12 protein-coding genes are annotated in these 19475 nt (G+C 42.5%); 2 read left to right on the top strand and 10 right to left on the bottom strand.

What is annotated here, in order from left to right:
* Positions 1 to 38: 38 nt before the first annotated feature.
* The gene (locus R8P61_29280) at positions 39 to 2600 is read right to left on the bottom strand and encodes a DUF5686 family protein (GenBank protein ID MDW3651207.1); all 2562 of its coding nucleotides are present in this window, start codon (positions 2598 to 2600) and stop codon (positions 39 to 41) included.
* Positions 2601 to 3136: 536 nt separating this feature from the next.
* Between R8P61_29280 and R8P61_29275 the strand changes: the two genes are divergently transcribed.
* A complete protein-coding gene (locus R8P61_29275) occupies positions 3137 to 3967 on the top strand; it encodes a hypothetical protein (protein ID MDW3651206.1) in 831 nt (276 codons plus the stop codon).
* Positions 3968 to 4047: 80 nt separating this feature from the next.
* Positions 4048 to 11058 (top strand): hypothetical protein, encoded by a 7011-nt coding sequence (locus R8P61_29270; GenBank protein ID MDW3651205.1) that lies wholly within the window; start codon positions 4048 to 4050, stop codon positions 11056 to 11058.
* A gap of 119 nt (positions 11059 to 11177) precedes the next feature.
* Here the strand turns inward: R8P61_29270 and R8P61_29265 are convergent, their stop codons facing one another.
* The 9 genes from R8P61_29265 to R8P61_29225 form a co-directional block, all read right to left on the bottom strand.
* On the bottom strand, positions 11178 to 12161 hold the full coding sequence (locus R8P61_29265; protein ID MDW3651204.1) for a succinylglutamate desuccinylase/aspartoacylase family protein: 984 nt from the start codon (positions 12159 to 12161) through the stop codon (positions 11178 to 11180).
* Positions 12133 to 13146: a hypothetical protein gene (locus tag R8P61_29260; GenBank protein ID MDW3651203.1), complete on the bottom strand. Its 1014-nt coding sequence runs from the start codon at positions 13144 to 13146 to the stop codon at positions 12133 to 12135. Before R8P61_29260 ends, R8P61_29265 begins: the two co-directional genes overlap by 29 nt.
* A 3-nt stretch (positions 13147 to 13149) precedes the next feature.
* Positions 13150 to 14595 (bottom strand): hypothetical protein, encoded by a 1446-nt coding sequence (locus R8P61_29255; protein MDW3651202.1) that lies wholly within the window; start codon positions 14593 to 14595, stop codon positions 13150 to 13152.
* A gap of 197 nt (positions 14596 to 14792) precedes the next feature.
* Complete coding sequence (locus tag R8P61_29250) at positions 14793 to 15827, bottom strand: hypothetical protein (GenBank protein MDW3651201.1); 1035 nt, start codon at positions 15825 to 15827, stop codon at positions 14793 to 14795.
* Positions 15828 to 16060: 233 nt separating this feature from the next.
* A complete protein-coding gene (locus tag R8P61_29245; GenBank protein MDW3651200.1) occupies positions 16061 to 16426 on the bottom strand; it encodes an RNA-binding protein in 366 nt (121 codons plus the stop codon).
* A 48-nt stretch (positions 16427 to 16474) separates the two neighbouring features.
* Positions 16475 to 16861 carry a TraR/DksA C4-type zinc finger protein gene (locus R8P61_29240; GenBank protein MDW3651199.1) on the bottom strand — a complete coding sequence of 129 codons (387 nt, stop codon included), beginning with the start codon at positions 16859 to 16861 and terminating at the stop codon, positions 16475 to 16477.
* Positions 16862 to 16901: 40 nt separating this feature from the next.
* A complete protein-coding gene (locus R8P61_29235; GenBank protein MDW3651198.1) occupies positions 16902 to 17222 on the bottom strand; it encodes an RNA-binding protein in 321 nt (106 codons plus the stop codon).
* A gap of 77 nt (positions 17223 to 17299) precedes the next feature.
* A complete protein-coding gene (locus R8P61_29230) occupies positions 17300 to 18589 on the bottom strand; it encodes a HAMP domain-containing sensor histidine kinase (protein ID MDW3651197.1) in 1290 nt (429 codons plus the stop codon).
* On the bottom strand, positions 18586 to 19263 hold the full coding sequence (locus R8P61_29225; GenBank protein ID MDW3651196.1) for a response regulator transcription factor: 678 nt from the start codon (positions 19261 to 19263) through the stop codon (positions 18586 to 18588). The genes R8P61_29230 and R8P61_29225 overlap by 4 nt, the downstream gene beginning before the upstream one ends.
* Between the last annotated feature and the right edge of the window lie 212 nt (positions 19264 to 19475).

Genomic DNA, 19475 nt, shown 5'->3' with positions numbered 1-19475 from the left:
CCCTCGACTCCGCTCAGCATGACATAAATTGTATACAATCAATATTCCCAGCGATTTCTCACAGCATTATAAAAGCTGATGCCGACTTTCCATTGCGAACCAATCGCTCCTTCCTGATTGCTATAGGAGGTAACAAAATAGCCTCCTATCTTGAAGCGTTGCCTGCGAATACGGAAGGGCCACTGAAGGCCTCCATAAACTTCACTGTGAAAGAAACTTCCATCCTCGATCAAAAGCATCCCTGCACCTCCACTGACCATTAGGGGGGTTCGTTTCAGCAAGGGAATTTTATCCAGCAATACTCCATTGAAATCATGCACATAATTGCCACGGAAGTAGGCATTTTTGGTACTGATGGTCAGGCCTAAAGATTGAAAGGCCTGCAAGGGATTGAAAAATAAAATGGGATCAGAGCCTCGAAAGAATTTGAAGTCAGTGAAACGAACATTATTCGAGGACAGGAAACGCCCAGTTCGAACTACCCAACGAGAAATGCCCATGGTACCGGGTTTGAATTCGTGGTCCAATCCGAGCTCAAGAAAATCATAGCTGATTTCACTCCCAAATACTCCGGGTATAGCTTTTTTATACTTCAGGCGAAAGGTCGGCCATTTACTCCCCAAAATGATCTTGCGATAAGGCTCCATCTGGTATTTTTGATGGGGCGTATATTTCACATCAATTTCAATCAAAAACTGGCGAAAAGGATCGAAGGTCGGTGGGATATTGGTTTCTCCGAAAAGGCTTTGGGACCAATCTGACAAGGCTATATTATCGATGGCTTGATAGTCCGCAAAATCCAGGTCCACATCCAACATCCAACCATGCGTAACTTCCATTCGATGCCTTACTCCATATGAAACCTTATTCAAGTAATTGCCCCGACTAAAGATGGCTTGTATGGTCTCGAAATCATTGATCATTTCGTATTCATTCCCATAGCGTATCCAGGCTGTCGCGAACTTTCGGGGATTGTACATATAGTTGAGGTTCACCCGCCCTTTTAGGTCCTCATTTTTAAAACCATAATCAATTTCTGCATAGGTTCCGATCCGGTAGCCTCTTTTGAAAGTCTTACTGATATTTCCTCCCAGGCGATGTCGATACCCTCCTACTGCTAAAGGCTGAACTTGCTCAACCAGGGGATTGATATAAAAGTCAATGCCATTGAGGCGATTTCTGTGTTTGACTCCATTGAAGAGAATATCCAGAATGCCCACATGATTGTATCCGGAATCCGCTTTCTGCAAATACTCCGCACTTGCAAAATACTGGTTGATGCTGTCCTGATCTTTGACAAAGGTATTTTCCAGAGAGTTTAGCTTAAAGGGGCGCAATTTGTCCCATTGATCGGCGGTCTTTTCGAAGGCTTCTTTCTCTGTCCTCCTCAGCTCATTTTTAAATACCTTTTTGGGAATCTTTACATCCAACTCATATTCGCTATGGATGGCCAATGAACTTCCTTTGAATCGGCCCCTGCCCTCTTTGATTTCATAGAGATATTCTTCTTCGGTCAAAATCCGTCTATTGTCATCCGTTCGCTCGTATTTATGTCTTATGCTAAAAGCCTCATAAAAGGACATCCCACTTTTCAATACATCCAATTCTACTTTTTTGATTGCCCAGGTCCGATCCTCGATCCATAGTTGTCCTTTGAAATAGGGCCCATCTCGATTCCGAGGGCTTACGCTGATTCTATAATTGACTCTTCCTTCTTCAAAGAAGGTTTCCTCCAGTTTATATTTATAGGTCAATCTCCAGGCAGTCGAATTGAGGGGGGAAATGAACGGACGATCTCCGAGGTCCGGAATTTTCACCAGGTTGCGATAAAAATTTATATCTGCATCGGAAACATCTGTGTAGAATAAATAGGGATCCTGTATATCTGCATCGTAATCCCCATAGGTTGCATCTCCATTTACCACAGTAACAGTAAGTGCAGTCGAGTTCTTGGCTTTAAAATCCCGGAAGGCATTTACTACCGTTTTATAGGAGTTGGGTCTTTTGAAATAAATGGTCGATTGGCTTTCGATCAGCTTTGAGACATTCCAATCCATTTCATAAGCCGGCAATTCTTCCAGGGATATTCCCAGGGTATCAGCTTCCTGTTTGCGTTCCTTTTTACTCGGGAGGGTGTCAGTTTCCAGTTTTATTTTTTGGTAGGTCTGGCAGGTATAAGAATTGAACTGCTTCAGGTTGTTCTTCTTATTCGCGATCACTTCTTTCATGATTGCATAGGCGGGATCTCTTTTCCCTGCCTGAATTTCAATGGCAGTCATTTGCAGGTCGCTGGCTTTCATTTGAATATTCAATTCCAGCTCCTCTTTTACTTGGAGATCCCGAGAAACGGTTTCATAATTCAGGTGTTGGAAGATCAGGCGATAATTTCCCTCATTTACTTCCAATTCATAAAAACCATTGGCATCGGAAATGGCACCATAGCGTGAATCCTCTACATAAATTCTCACAAAGGAAATTGCCTTGCCTTCTTCATTGATAATGTTACCAAAAATTTTCTGCGCAGAGAGATTGCTACTTGCCAGAACAAGAATAAATAAGCCAAGCCATAGCCTTGACAATGCTCGTAAAACCTGATTCATATGGCCCGCTTTTGTTGGCTCATGATTCTTAGACGTTCAGCTTTATCAATTAGTTGTAAGCGGGTGGAAATAATTACAAAATCATTCTCGCGTGATCGGTCAAACCATTTTTAGGAGAATCTTACATGCCCTTTAGAAATACGGGAATAGTCAATCCCGAGCCGATCCTAATTGCCTATACTTGTTCCGTAAAACGAATTACAAATTTTCTTTGACCTGTTGTTTGGCAATTTAATTGCCGTTGCTGCTTCTTATTATTGTTATGGGAATCTTTACTTCTCCTATTGCTTGCTCTACTGTAATCCATCCCTTCAAAGATTCTCATTTACAACTATCCCATCTATCCGATCAAACGATTTTCAAGCGTTTCAGAAACTGAGCCTATGAGGCTCTTTATCTGTTCTTTTCGGAGCAAAATTTGGCACCTGCCTACGCACTTTGTCAAGAAAATGTTCCATACATACAACAAACAAACTCAGTTCTTTAATTTCAAAAAATTAAAAACGAAAAAAGAATCATCTTCTATAAGCAAGCAAATGTTCTCAAAACCTGTTACAAAATCACTTGCCATTCTCTTGATCTTCGCCCCCATGCTTATGGCTGTCTTTGCAAAAGCTAATTCCAATGGTGGATTTCCTTCACCAGAGGAGGCTTATATAAGCGGCCCTGAATTTTCACTTTCTCCCAATCCTGTAAAGAAGGCTGGTCTAACAGCTGTAGTATTAAAGGTATTTTTGGAAGGACCCTATGACAATGGTTCTATGAAAGATGAATTAAGGTCTCAGAGCCTAATCAGCACGACAGATCCTTATGGCATGGGTGCCAGTGCTTATCCTGGAGCATTTAATGTAACAGGAACGAAAGCCATCGTAGATTGGATCAAAGTGATCATCCGCGACCCAAGCAACGCGACTGTAAAAGTAGATTCTGCAGTTGCCTTATTACAAGCTGACGGAAACGTGATCGATCCTTTCGGAGATACAAAAGTAACTTTTCCTGTTGCACCAAATGGAGACTATTATGTAGAAGTGGCTCACTACAACCACCTTTCTGTAATGAGTGCCAATACCCTCGATCTCTCAGTGGAACCTACCCTGGATCTCACTTTGAACTCGACAGCAACTTATAACAATGGGGGACAGGCACAAAGAGACATCAACGGAGTCATGTGTATGTGGTCCGGAGATGCCAGTCAGGACGGTTCTATCAATGTAGTGGATAAAAACGACCACTGGAGATTGGAAAATGCCCAGACCTACCAATATGGTACAATCAAGGCTGACCTTAATCTGGATGGTATTGTGAATGCGATCGATAAAAATGACTACTGGAGAGTCAATAACTCGAGAGCAGCCCAACTACCCTAAGAATATCTGTATTGCTTCTGGTATGAATGGGTAGCCCGTTCCCGGGCCCCATTCATACCGCTTCTCTAAACTCATTCTTTATGAAAAAAGCAGGTATACTAGGCTTTGTTCTATTCTTCCTTGTATCTGGCTTATTCGCTCAAAATGTAAACCTTTCATTTGCAAATCCTACGGCCGCTAATGGCAGGTTTTGCGCTGATATATATATGTCATTTACAGATCCCGGCAAATTGGGGAGCTGTAATCTGATGTTTAATTTTGATCCGGCAGTCGTCGGTAATCCAATCCTTTCGTCAGACAATATTTCTGATCCTCCCTTTTACCTGGTTCCCAATGTGAGTCAACCTACAACAGGGAGAGCCTCTATCAATATAGAATTGGCAGTAACAGGTTTTGGGGATAATATCGCAGGATCCCCCGATTCTACCTTGATAGGAAATATCTGCCTGGATATTCTTGACAGTACCCAAACGATCAATCTCGATTGGTTTGTATCCGGTACAATCGGAACTGTCGTTTATCTCGATGATGAATCGACTATCCTTAGTCCGGGCGTTTTAAAAGGCATATCATACAGTTTATGTCCTGGGGAAGGAACCGCCTGTGATGATGGTAATGCTGCCACTATCAATGATATGTATGATGCAAGTTGTAATTGTGTAGGGACTCCTTGTCCTCCCGCAGGTACGGCTTGTGATGATGGCAATGCAAATACCACAAATGATGTGGAAGATGGCTTCTGTAATTGTGCAGGAACACCTTTACCTCCCCCTCCTCCGGGAAATCCGGCGACTGAGTTTAACCTCAGCTTTGGTAATGCTTCCCATACAGCCACTACGCTTTGTGCAGATATATTCATGTCTTACAATGGAGATGGTAAACTGGGAAGTGCAAACCTGATGTTTGATTTTAATACAGCTCAGGTTAATAATGCCGTATACATCTCGGACAATATCAGTGATCCTCCTTTTTATATCGTACCGACCGTAACCAGTCCCTCCGCAGGCAGGGCTTCTTTCAATATAGAACTGGCCGTAACCGGCTTTGGAGATTCTGTAGCTGTGGCTCCTGATTCTCTACTTATCGGTAGAGTTTGTCTGGATTTGCTGGACACTACTCAAACCATCAATTGGGATTGGTTTGTTTCAGGGACCGTTGGAACGGTTGTCTATCTTGATGATGAAACAACGATCCTGACAGGAGGAACACTTACTCCTTTAGTATATGACTTCGCTTGTCCTCCGGCAGGTACTGTCTGCGATGATGGGGATTCGACTACCACCAATGATGTGTATGATACGAATTGTAATTGTGTAGGGACGCCTTGTCCTCCAGTCAATACAGTTTGTGATGATGGCGATTCAACCACCTTCAATGATTTGGAAGATGGGATGTGTAATTGTGTGGGTACTCCTTGTCCGGCAGCAGGTACAACTTGTGATGATGGAAATGCAAATACGATAAATGATGTTGAGGATGGTATGTGTAATTGTGCGGGAACGCCTTTACCCCCACCGCCGCCAGCGCCAGCTGCTACTACTTATAATTTAAGTTTTAGCAACGCCAGTCATACAGCAACAAATCTGTGTGCGGATATCTATATGTCATTTGACGGAGCAGGAAAATTGGGAAGTGCAAACCTGATGTTTGACTTCAATACGGCTCAGGTCAATAATGCCGTTTATATCTCAGACAATATTAGTGATCCTCCAGTATATATCATCCCGACTGTTACCAGTCCGGCCACTGGAAGGGCTTCTTATAATATAGAATTAGCCGTAACTGGTTTTGGAGATTCTGTAGCGCTTGCTCCGGATTCTCTTCTGATCGGAAGAATCTGCCTGGATTTACTTGATACAACTCAGACCATCAATTGGGATTGGTTTGTATCTGGTACCGTTGGAACGGTAGTTTATCTCGATGATGAAACAACTCTCCTGAGTGCAGGTACGCTGAGTCCATTGGTATATGATTTTGCCTGTCCTCCACAAGGAACCACTTGTGATGATGGCGATTCTACCACGACCAATGATATGTATGATGCAAATTGTGTTTGTGTAGGTACACCATGCCCAGTAGCAGGAACGACTTGTGATGATGGAAATGCAAATACGATAAATGATGTTGAGGATGGTATGTGTAATTGTGCGGGAACGCCATTGCCTCCACCCCCTCCGGGTACGCCAGCCACTGAGTTTAACCTCAGCTTTGGCAATGCTTCTCATACAGCCACTACGCTTTGCGCAGACATCTTCATGTCTTACAATGGCGATGGGAAACTCGGTAGTGCAAATCTGATGTTTGATTTCAATACGGCCCAGGTTAACAATGCTGTATACGTTTCTGACAACATCAGTGATCCTCCCTTCTATATCACACCGACTGTTACCAGTCCTTCAGCAGGAAGAGCATCTTTTAATATTGAACTGGCCGTAACCGGATTTGGAGATTCTGTGGCAGTTGCGCCAGATTCTCTCTTGATTGGTAGGATTTGCCTGGATTTACTTGATACAACTCAGACCATCAATTGGGATTGGTTTGTATCTGGTACGGTAGGGACAGTCGTTTATCTCGATGATGAAACCACCATTCTTAGCGCCGGCACGCTGCGTCCATTGGTATATGATTTTGCCTGTCCTCCTCAAGGAACCACTTGTGATGATGGCGATTCTACCACGACCAATGATATGTATGATGCGAATTGTGTTTGTGTAGGTACTCCATGCCCAGTAGCAGGTACAACTTGTGATGATGGAAATGCAAATACCATAAATGATGTTGAGGATGGTATGTGTAATTGTGCGGGAACGCCATTGCCCCCACCCCCTCCAGGTACACCAGCCACTGAGTTTAACCTCAGCTTTGGCAATGCCTCACATACAGCCACTACGCTTTGTGCAGATATCTTTATGTCTTACAATGGCGATGGCCGATTGGGAAGCGCCAACCTGATGTTTGATTTCAATACGGCTCAGGTTAATAATGCTGTGTATGTTTCTGATAACATCAGTGATCCTCCCTTCTACATTACGCCAACGGTAACGGGTCCTTCTGCAGGGAGAGCATCTTTTAATATTGAATTGGCCGTAACTGGTTTTGGAGATTCTGTGGCAGTTGCGCCAGATTCTCTCCTGATCGGTCGGGTATGCCTGGATTTACTTGATACAACTCAGACCATCAATTGGGATTGGTTTGTATCTGGTACGGTAGGGACAGTCGTGTATCTTGACGATGAAACGACCATCCTGACAGCAGGCACTTTGCGTCCATTGGTTTACGATTTCTCTTGCCCTCCACAGGGAACCACTTGTGATGATGGGGATTCTACCACGACCAATGATATGTATGATGCGAATTGTAATTGCGTAGGGACACCTTGTCCTCCCGCAGGTACAACGTGTGATGATGGAAATGCAAATACCATAAATGATGTTGAGGATGGTATGTGTAATTGTGCGGGAACGCCATTGCCTCCACCGCCTCCGGGAACACCAGCCACTGAGTTTAACCTCAGCTTTGGTAATGCCTCCCATACAGCCACTACCCTATGTGCAGACATCTTTATGTCTTACAATGGAGATGGCCGATTGGGAAGTGCAAATCTGATGTTTGATTTCAATACCGCTCAGGTAAACAATGCTGTATACGTTTCTGACAACATCAGTGATCCTCCTTTCTATATCACACCGACAGTTACCAGTCCATCTGCAGGTAGAAGCTCTTTCAATATCGAGCTCGCTGTTACTGGATTTGGAGATTCTGTATCCGTGGCTCCAGATTCTTTATTGATCGGTAGAATCTGTATGGATCTGCTCGATACAACTCAGACCATTAATTGGGATTGGTTTGTATCCGGCACCATAGGAACGGTAGTTTATCTCGATGATGAGGCTACGATCCTTACTGCAGGTACGTTAAAGCCACTCGTTTATGACTTCTCCTGTCCTCCGCAGGGAACTACTTGTGATGATGGAGATGCGACGACCGGCAATGACATGTATGATGCGAATTGTAATTGCGTAGGGACACCTTGTCCACCCGCAGGTACGACTTGTGATGATGGAAATGCAAATACCATAAATGATGTTGAGGATGGTATGTGTAATTGTGCGGGAACGCCATTACCTCCCCCCCCTCCGGGAACACCAGCTACTGAGTTTAACCTCAGCTTTGGCAATGCTTCTCATACAGCTACTACCCTATGTGCAGACATCTTTATGTCTTACAATGGAGTGGGTAATCTGGGAAGTGCCAACCTGATGTTTGATTTCAATACCGCTCAGGTTAACAATGCTGTGTATGTTTCTGACAACATCAGTGATCCTCCTTTCTATATTACGCCAACAGTTACGGGTCCTTCTGCGGGGAGAGCCTCATTCAATATCGAACTGGCCGTTACCGGCTTTGGAGATTCTGTAGCAGTAGCTCCAGATTCCCTCCTGATTGGTAGAATTTGCCTGGATCTTCTCGATACAACTCAAACGGTTAATTGGGACTGGTTTGTGTCTGGTACCATAGGAACGGTAGTTTATCTCGATGATGAGGCTACTCTTCTGATTGCAGGTACGTTAAAGCCACTCGTTTATGACTTCTCCTGTCCTCCACAGGGAACTACTTGTGATGATGGAGATGCAACGACCGGCAATGACATGTATGATGCGAATTGTAATTGTGTAGGTACGCCTTGTCCACCCGCAGGTACGACTTGTGATGATGGAAATGCAAATACCATAAATGATGTTGAGGATGGTATGTGTAATTGTGCGGGAACGCCATTACCTCCACCCCCTCCGGGAACACCAGCCACTGAGTTTAATCTCTGTTTTGCCAATCCAACTTTGACCACCACCAATCTCTGTGCAGACATTTATATGTCCTACAATGGAGTGGGTAATCTGGGAAGTTCAAACCTGATGTTTGACTTTGATCCGGCTGTTTTGGCAAATGCAGTATATATCTCTGATAATATCAGTGATCCTCCTTTCTATATAACACCTACCGTTACGAGCCCTTCAACAGGACGCGGTTCATTCAATATCGAACTGGCGGTAACCGGTTTTGGTGATTCTGTAGCAGTAGCTCCGGACTCAATCCTGATTGGTAGCATTTGTCTGGACCGTCTGGATACGACCCAGGCAGTACTCGTAGATTGGTTTGTATCAGGAACAGTTGGAACCGTTGTTTATCTGGATGATGAATCAACTATTCTGAATGCTGGTACCCTTAAAGGATTGAATATAGCGGCAAATTGTCCGCCTGTAGGCTCTCCTTGTGATGATGGAGATTCAACGACTACCATGGATGCCTACGATGCCATGTGTAATTGTATAGGAGTTCCCTGTCCTCCAGCGGGTACGACTTGTGATGATGGGGATTCAACAACCTTCAATGACCTTTACGATGGTCTTTGTAATTGTGTAGGAACTCCTTGTCCTGTTGCAGGAACTACTTGTGATGATGGCAATCCTATGACGATCAATGATGTGGAAGACGGTATGTGTAATTGTGCGGGAACTCCTGTAGCAGTGCCTCCGGCTACCCAATTTGATCTCTGCTTTGGCAATCCGACTTCAGATGGGAACACCTTCTGTGTAGATATTTTTATGGCATATGACGGACCGGGTAAACTGGGAAGCTCAAACCTTATGTTTGACTTTGATCCGGATGTATTGGCGAATCCTTTGTATTCATCCGATAACATCAGTGATCCTCCCGTTTACCTACTCCCAACCGTAACAACTCCAGCGGGAGGAAGAGCCTCATATAATATTGAACTGGCGGTACCGGGATTGGGAGATTCTGTTGCAGCTGCACCGGATTCCTTATTGATCGGAAGCGTTTGTCTTGACATTGTTGACAACAACCGCCCCTTCACCTTGAGCTGGTATGAGTCAGGAAGTGCGGGTACAGTTGTTTATCTGGATGATGAAGCGAGCCAACTGATCCCGAGGATCCTCAAGAATATCACCTATCCATGTATGCCGGAAGGTACCACTTGTGATGATGGAGATTCGACGACTACCAATGACATGTACGATGCAAATTGTAACTGTCTCGGAACCCCCTGTCCTCCAATGGGCACTAGCTGCGATGATGGAGATTCAACTACCATCAATGATATGGAAGATGGGTTCTGTAATTGTGTAGGGGAAGTTTGTCCTCCGCTGGGAACAGCTTGTGATGATGGTGACAGTACGACCTTCAATGACATGTTTGATGGAAACTGTAATTGTGTGGGAGCAACTTGTCCTCCTGTTGGAACGACTTGTGATGATGGCGATTCGACCACCATCAATGACATGGAAGATGGCATGTGTAATTGTGTCGGTGAGCCTTGTCCTCCGCTGGGAACCGTCTGTGATGATGGGGACTCGACTACCTTCAATGATATGTTCGATGCGAACTGTAATTGTGTAGGGGCTAGTTGTCCACCTGCCGGAACAGCCTGTGATGATGGAGATCCGATGACGACTGATGATGTAGAAGACGGAATGTGTAATTGTGCTGGGGAAATCCCAATGCCGAATGCACCAGACCTCTGGTTGGAAGGAATGATTGTGGGAGATGATGTATTGTTGGAATGGACGATTTCATCTGAAAACGACATGCTGGAATACATACTCGAACGATCTGTTGATAGTATCATCTTTGAGGAGATCAATACTCAAGCTTCTCTGGGAGATACGCCTGATCCGAGGACATATTCACACCTGGATACAGGACTGGTAGAAACTAAATATTACTATCGGGTGAAAGCCATCGGTGAGGACAACAGTCAGCAATTCTCCAATGTAGTGGTGATTGAATTTGAGAAAGTGGATGGAGAATTACTGGAATTCAATGTCTATCCGATTCCCTTACGTCAGGATGATATCCTCCATGTTGAGTTTGTCGTGAGTCAACCGCTGGAAGTTACCATCAGCCTGGTCAATGGAGCTGCCCAAAGAGTATTAGAGAAAACCGTCCTGCTTGAAGTTGGACGAAACGATATAGAGTTAGACATCAATGGATTGGCCGAAGGCTTGTACTTCCTGGGTGCTCAAAGCGCCAATTGGGTGAAAGCCGAGCGGGTCTACATCCTCGACAATTGATGACGACTCAAGAGAATCTATTATAGATGTATGCGTATTGTGATTTGCTGCACTTCTCCTCCCGGGGAAGTGCAGTTTCTTTTTAGCTTTACGCTCGATCTTTAAATATTGCGCTATATCTACTTCAAAACTCCCAAATGCAAAATCCTTCCTCCGGATTGATTCACTGGGCTAATACTTTTTCCAATTACAACACCGTCTTCGGGAGCAAAATATTCTCGGCTGAGGTTACCAAAAACGTCTCTAAGACTAGCAATTAAATCTCCTTTTTTGACATGATCCGTAAGATTTACAGGGATTGTAAGTAATCCTCCTGTGTCGGTATAAATCCAATAAGAACGTTTACAAATCACCGCTTCCTTTTCTGGTTGTTCGATTTCATCTTCGGTCATTTCCAGGTAGGAAAGAACATTATGGATTCCTTCGACCCCGCTACGAATGAGTTTCTTCTGGAAGGTATTTGGATTTCCTACTTCAAGCGTAATCGCAGGAATATCCATGGATTCTGCAGTTCCCCTGAGGGTCCCGTCTGAAGGTGGATTGTGAACGATGATCTGCGCATTTTGCAACAATGCCAATTTTCGGGTAATGGGATGCTTCATGTCTGCTCGAATGTAATAGGAATTGATGCGTCCGAAACTGGCCGTATGCAGATCCAGCAGATAATCAAAATGCTTTACAAGGCGTTCTATAAACCTGTGCGCATATACTTCGCTTACATTTCCATCCACCTTACCAGGCATAATATGATTTAGATCGACTCCATCGTTGAATCTTCTTTTCTTTCGGGTGAAAGAGGGAATATTCACAACGGGAATACCGACAATTGTGCCCTTTAATTCTCTTACGTCTATCTCATTAAACAGGCGCTGAATCACAGGAATCCCATTTAATTCATTTCCATGTACCGCCGCAGTAAGACCCAGAATGGGGAAGTCTTTTTTTCCCCTGGCGACCATTACAGGAACACAAATGGGACTGCCCAATCCATCCGAAATGATCTTTAACCAGTAATGTCTAATGGACTGCCTGGGGGTTTGCTCAAGATCAAATTTCAGAATCATGGAAATATCTTTATCTATTTCTACTTTTTTGATGGACATAATCAATGATATTTTGAACCGTTCTCGCTAAAACAGGCTGGCCGCTTTGCTCCTGAATGTTGAGGAAACCACCAACGCTCAGGGTATTGATTTCTGATAAGACTCGTTTCCCATGATCTCCCAATAAGGTATCAACCCCCGCGATAAAAACTCCTCTCTCCTCCAGGAAGGGAAGAATCTGCCAGATAATTTCTTTCTCTCCGGGAGTTAGCTCTGCTGCAATTGAGGTTCCTCCCTGGGCTACATTGCATATCCAGGAACCCTCCGGGGGAAGACGCAAGGAAGCTCCCATGATATTTCTACCCACCAATACGATCCTTTTGTCTCCCTCCCTCACATTCTTCATAAATTTCATGGCAAGGTATCCCTCCGTATTGATGTAGGATTCGTGCTTGAGCAAATAGTCTATGGTAGGATGTTCTGTTTCACCTTCAAAAAGTGAATCATGCTCAATTTTCAGGAGGCCCTTTCCTCCGTATTCTTTCAGGGGTTTCAATACAATGGGAAAATTCGAGGCGAACTTTAGGATTTCATTGATACTAAAGCAGAGTTTCATCGGGGGGCATAATTTGGGAAAATTTGTCAAAAATGCCTTGTTGCTGGTTGCCTCTATACCCAAAGGATGATTGATGAAAACCACTTGATGATCCAGTTTTGCTACAAACTCCATAAATTGTCGCTCCACGGGCCGTGGAAGGCGCATAAGAATACAATCATAGGAATCAACTTCTCGCACAATCCCTGTATCAAAAAATTGTTTTCCGCTTTCATCAAAGCGGAAACCTTCCTTTATCTCTAGTACTTCACATACATAGGAAGAATAAGTCTGGAAGAAATTCTCATTCCTGGAATTAGTTCTACTCGCAACATGCACTTCGCTACACTGGGGATGCTTCCTCAATTGAGGGAGCAAGCTATAAATGGGATTACGCTCATGGTGTAGCCCGTGGTCCGTTAGGACCAAGAAAGAATATTGCCTATCCATAATTTATTCTAATGTAATCTCTTCTACTAAAGAAGGATCATCGTTTAGGGATTTAAACAGACGGGATTTGAATCGACCTTTTTGGTTGATTAAGGTGATGGCCATTTTATCAATGGCGATGGTCGCAAGCACTGACTGAATGTAGCCTTCGATGAGATCATCTACACTGATCCCCAGCCGATTGAAGTCTTTTCGATCCATCATGATTAAGCGGGAACTGTCCGTCGTAAAGGTACCGTCATCTTGTTTGATAGAAAGATTGGTTCCAAGGATATCCCAGGAGCTCTTTCCCTCCTCTAAATCATCGACTAATGGTAATCTTGCTCTTCTCGCATAAACTGCAAGTGGTTTCATGCCCTCTTTGGTTGCATGAACCATCATCCTGATATCTGCTGCATAAGAAAAATTCCGACGGTCAGGCATCGTGCCTACGTGGAAAAACTTTCCTTTGCTCCCCGTCGAGCTCCATTGATAATTCCCAATCAGACTTTGAACGATGAACATATCATAGGAGAAATCCATTTCCATGAATTCATAAAGTTCCCCTTCATTTACAATGGTATAAACTCCTTGCCCTGCATTTCCATAAGGGACTTTGATTACCGCCTGTCCTCCCAGCTTTTTTACCCAAAGGGGAATTTCATTTTTTCTGACGTCCCAAATGGTTTCAGGGGTTCTAATTTGTAATCCATAAGGGGCAATCTCCGCATTATAAAGATCATAAGCTTTGGCTGCAATCATTTTGTTTCTACCCCCTGCGAGGCAAGTAATAATAGGATTCAAAATGACCGTCCTTGTATGAACCGGGATGCGATTCCAGGGCCTTTGGGTAACATAGCGAAAGGCGGCTCTAATAGGGAGCCAGCTATTGTCATCCAGGCGTATCTCCATTACATGATCTGTAAACCTTACCGGTGGATTTTCATCGAAGCGAAAAAAGGGAACCAAATAGACCTGCTCCTGAAATACATCTGCCATAGCATGTGCATATCCTGAAGCCTCCATCTCATTTTTATCATACAAAACAGCTAAGCCTCCCTTGATCTTCGGCCTTTTAGCTTTTAAATAAGGGAGAAAAGACTGCTCCACATATCGCAAATATCCTCCCTGTTCTAAGTTGTCATCAAGAAGAGGTAAAGATTTTTGGCCAGAAGGACTAGAGTTTGTTTCAATCACAACCATCTTTCTGTTGCCAGCAGTATTTGTTACATGAAATAGATCAACTCCTGCATGCAGAAAAAATTTGGGCCTGTACGAGATAATTTCTTCTAATTTATTTTTATCAACAGTTGGATTCAGGTGGCAGTACCTTTTGATAACTTTTTCTGCTTTCAAATTCATGAAATAAGCTACCATCGGATGGATTTGGGCATTTAATGCCTTTGGATACCAATGATTACTGGGTTCAAAATCTCCAGGATTGACAGCCCGAATAATAGGGATTTTCATTCGTAAATTTTTTATGCTTGCTGAATTAAATTTGAATGCATAATTAAATCTCCCATCAAAAAAATTGCCCGGGCCTTAAGCATTGTTATTGGCTTATCGGATATTTGGTTTGATGTATAGTAAAAGGAAATTTTATACTAAAGGGTCCGGATTAGGCTTAAAGGGTATGAGCCATAATGGCCCATACCGATGAACAACTACAGAGTGTTAGCGTCTAGAATCTGTAACTTTATTTTTTCTTTAGAGAGTATATATTCCCACAATGCTTTGCTGGTTCGACTAATCACGGCTTCTCCGGATACTATTTCGGCGGGTAAAATACCTCCTGCATTTGAAGCATTGATTTCTGATAGTACCCGTTTCCCATGATCCCCCATTAAAGTATCTATCCCATAAAATATGATCCCATGTTTTTTCATCACAGGGTCTATTTTCTCTATTATTTTCAATTCGTCCTGATCTACTCGACTAAGAATGGAAATTCCTCCCTGATGTGCATTGCAGAGCCATGAGTTATCACGAGGTACTCTTAAGACAGAACCCATGATATTTCCATCAACCACAATGATACGTTTGTCGCCTTCATCCACATTTTCCAGATATTTCATGATTAAATAGCCATTTCTGGAGTTTTGTTCCAGCGTAGGTAAATAGGCCTCCAGGGAGAGGGATTGATTCCCCTCCCATACGGTATTACCAGCAATTTTAATGATTCCTCTTCCCCCGGATTGAAAGAGCGGCTTCAAGACAATGGGATATTTCTTCCGGAATTTAAGGATCTCTTCAAGGTGATACGTCAGATGCATAGGAGGACAAAGCTTTTTGAAATTCAACAAATAAGCTTTCGATCCTAATTCATGGATGTTTAAGGGGTTATTGATTACCTTTTCTGTTCCCCATACGCTGGCAATAAATTTAAATAATGGCTCTGGATTGGGGCGAGGTATTCTCAGTAATATCCAATCATATGATCCAGGACGCTTCCGCTCAGGTTTAGCCCCGAAAAATTGTCTCCGATTAGAAAATTCAAATCCTTCTTTTAGCTGATGAACAAAAATTTCCTCCGAATTATGTTCGTGAAAAAAAGAATCATTTTCTGGTAGACCTCTACTCGCTACGTCTATACGCTCACATAAAGGATGCATAGCCATTTCTGAAAGAAGCGGATACAGGGATTCATAACTTCTATGCAAAGCATGGTCTGTGAGGACCAGAAGTTTGTATTTCCTCATTTTGAGTTAATCTTAAATTACCCTCGAATAAGGAGATCAATTCTGTTTAAATTCTGGAGAAATACTATTTGCCTGGAAAAAATTGAATCCTTGCAAAAAAGAAAACCAGGCAGTTGCCTGGTTTCCATACGAAGTCCCTAATATGCAAATTCTATCAGGGTAATTAGCCACCTGTTTAATCAATGGCAATGACTATAAAGCACGAACTGCTATGGGCAAAATCCTAAAGATTCCTATTCCAGGTATTTCGAGTAATCCTTCTTTTTAATCTTTTCATATCCAGGCTCCCATAAATCATCATACTCATCGTTTTCTATATCGAGGCTTTGTGAAACCAGCGCTTGTCTGGGGGCACTAAGGATTCGGCTTTCGGGTTGGACGGCAATAGGCCTACCCATATACAGCTCGCCATTAAGGTCCTCTATTGCCGCCATCGCACTTAGGACATCTTCCATCTCCACGATTGCCATTTTTGATCTTTGCTTGTTAAGGTAAGGAGATAAAATTCGGATACTACTTACTTCTCCGAACTCCTCAAATAATTCCTGCAAATCGCTTTTGTATACAGAAAGGTCAAGGTTTGATACATTGATTTTCATCTTATTTCTGATTTTAGAGCAATAGCTAAGTGATTTAATAAGTGTCTTTTATGATGCAAGACTGTCTCGCGATCTTGATTCCTTAGCTTCCAGGCTCATCGTTGTATGAGGAACCAGAAGTAATCTTCGTTTATCTATGAGTTTCCCTGTTCGGGAGCATATTCCATAGGTTTTATTGCCTATTCTTCGCAAAGCCTCTTCCAATTGGTAGATAAATTTTTCTTGTCGGGCAATCATGACGTAGAGGAATTCCCGATCTGCATAATCAGCGTAGTCATCTATTCCATTTATCCTCGAAGTCGTTTGATCATTAGACGATTCCAATGAATCCAGGAGCTGGGCCAGGCTTTCCTCTGCCTCATTGATCTTCGTACGGATTATTTTACTGAAATAAGCTAAATCCGTATCGCTATATCTGATATGGTAGTTTTCCATATATCTTGGATGTTAACTATTGAACTTTAGAGTCATGCTATTAAGCTAAATATCGATTTGTCTTACTCCCGAAAAACCCCTGAACTCTTCTCCTCAGGAAAGTGAGTAATTCTTCCTTCCCCTGATTTTCGTAAATATCAAGTATCAAAATATTCCCCTTGAAATAATCCCCATTAAGACCTTCAATTGCTTCAAAAGCACATTCTGTGTTACGCATTTCTATAATCGCAATCTTCGCAACAGACTTATGTTGATAGTAATTCTGTATCCTCAAGGAGACTATGTCACCGAAACCATTAAACAAATCATGCAATTCGAACCAGCTGGTTGAATACGGAAGGTTGGACACTTTAATTTTCATATTTCTCAGATTAACGTCCTTTGTGAAAAACAATCACAAAAATAATTCTGGATGAAATCTGGAGAAATATGAGTTTTTCAATTTTTTTCTGGAGATTTTTTGGGGGAGGGAATGTCGATTGAAAAGACGTGAAGAGAATCCCTTCTATCGTAGGAAACCTGAAAACCGTAGCGTTCACAAATCTCTTTCACAATTGCCAGGCCCAAACCAATTGAGCCTTCCGACTCTGAGCTTTTATAAAAGCGCTCAAAGAATTTTTCAGAGGGAGTATCTGTAACTTTTCCTGTGTTCTTTATGATAAGAGAGGTGGCATTAAGAATAATCCAAATTTCCCCCTTTTCTATATTGTGGCGAATGGCATTCTGGATCAGGTTGCGCACGAGCATATGAGCCAGGGTTTCATTAATCAACAATTCACAAGGATTATTGATTTCGTAGTTAATGGTTATTTCCTTGCTTTCAGCTTCCATCCGGAAAATGCTCATATTATGCTCAATCACTTCTTCAAGGTAAATCCTATCTTTTTCGATGTAATTAAGATTCTCGATCCGAGATATACTGATGAGTGACTTATTAATTCGGGTTAAGCGATCTGCTGCATTTATGCAAGATGCGATTTGCTGAAGCTCTACTTCGTCCAGTTTTTCGGATTGTAGGATGAGTTCCAGTTGGGTTTTGATAATGGCCAATGGAGTTTGAAGTTCGTGAGAGGCATTTTCTATAAAATGCTTTTGTCCCATGTAGTCTTTCCCCAGCTTTTCTGTCAATTTGTTGACTTCATTATTTAACTGTTGAAATTCCCATATCGAGGTTTCTGGAAGATTGATTTCCTCGCCTTCTCTTAAGTCAATATTCTTCAATTGATGGAGCATACTGAAAAACGGTGACCAGAGCTTTAAATCCAGCTTTCTGAAGAACAGGAACCAGGACAAAAGAATTAATAAAAGGGCAAAAAAACTGGAAGCAACCAGGCTCAGAATCAACTCTTGCGTTCGAACCAAAGACCTTCTTATCCTGACCTCATAAACCGAGCTTGCCTTGTTAACTTGAGTTGCCAGTTCATAGTATTCCAATTCCTCTTCATCTCGCGAGCTATAAAGGCTTACTGTTTTAAATATATCTTTCTTTCCAACAGGACTATACTGGAGGGAAATGCTAAACTCATTTTCACCAAAACCCGGAAAATCAGGGATACTATCTGCTTCATCTATCGCTCGTTGAATGGTTCGCTTTTCCTTTAAGAGCGCTTTTTCAAGTCTTTGGTGAACAAAATAGGTTACCAGCCCATAAGAAATCAGGCCATGGATTATCAGAATACATACAAAAGCGCCTATGTAGTATTGGGTATTTATGGTACTTAGTCTCACCCTTCCGTCATTTTATAACCCACCCCGTACATGGTTCTTATATAATCCTGGCAACCTGAAGCCAGGAGTTTTTTACGGAGATTCTTCATATGCGAATAAATAAAATCATAGGAATCCGCATAGTCCATATGATCTCCCCAGAGGTGTTCAGCAATAGAGTTTTTGGTTATGATTCGGTTTTTATTCCTCATCAGGTAAAGAAGAAGCTGGTATTCAATCTTGGTAAGCTTCAACTCTTCCCCAAGTATGATTACTCGCCTTTCTTCTATATGAACCTCTATTTCATTCATTTTGAAAAGGCTCTTTCCTCTATACTGTTTCCGCCTTATGATGGCCTTTACCCTTGCATTTAGTTCGGATAAGGCGAAAGGTTTGGTGATATAATCATCCGCTCCTATCTGCAATCCATCAATCTTTGATTCGAGCGTTCCATTAGCAGAGATAATGATTATCCCTGTATCATCTTCCTTTTCTTTTAGTTGTTTGACCAGATCTAATCCATGTCCATCTGGAAGACCTAAGTCCAGAATCACACAATCGTAATCATATAAGGCAATCTTTTCAGATCCATTATCAAAATCCTCCGCTCGTTCACAGATAACTTTATCCTTGTTAAAATACCTGATGATTGCGTCAAGCAAAGGTTTTTCATCTTCAACAACTAGAATCTTCATGGAATTTCCGGGTTTCAACAAGTTTAAATCCAAATTCTGGATAAAAATTGGATTTACACACAAGCAGTCTAAATTTCTTCTCCTATTCAATCCTCCGGAATTTCTACCGAATGAAAGCAGGGTATCGAACAAGATTAGAGAAGACCTGAAAAATCCTTAGCCTTAATAGGAACCCAAAGGTTTTTCTATCCCCCCATAAAGATCTCTCGCCT

Source organism: Bacteroidia bacterium (genome assembly GCA_033391075.1).
Lineage (GTDB): Bacteria > Bacteroidota > Bacteroidia > J057 > J057 > JAWPMV01.
This window is presented reverse-complemented; position numbering and strand designations above follow the sequence as displayed.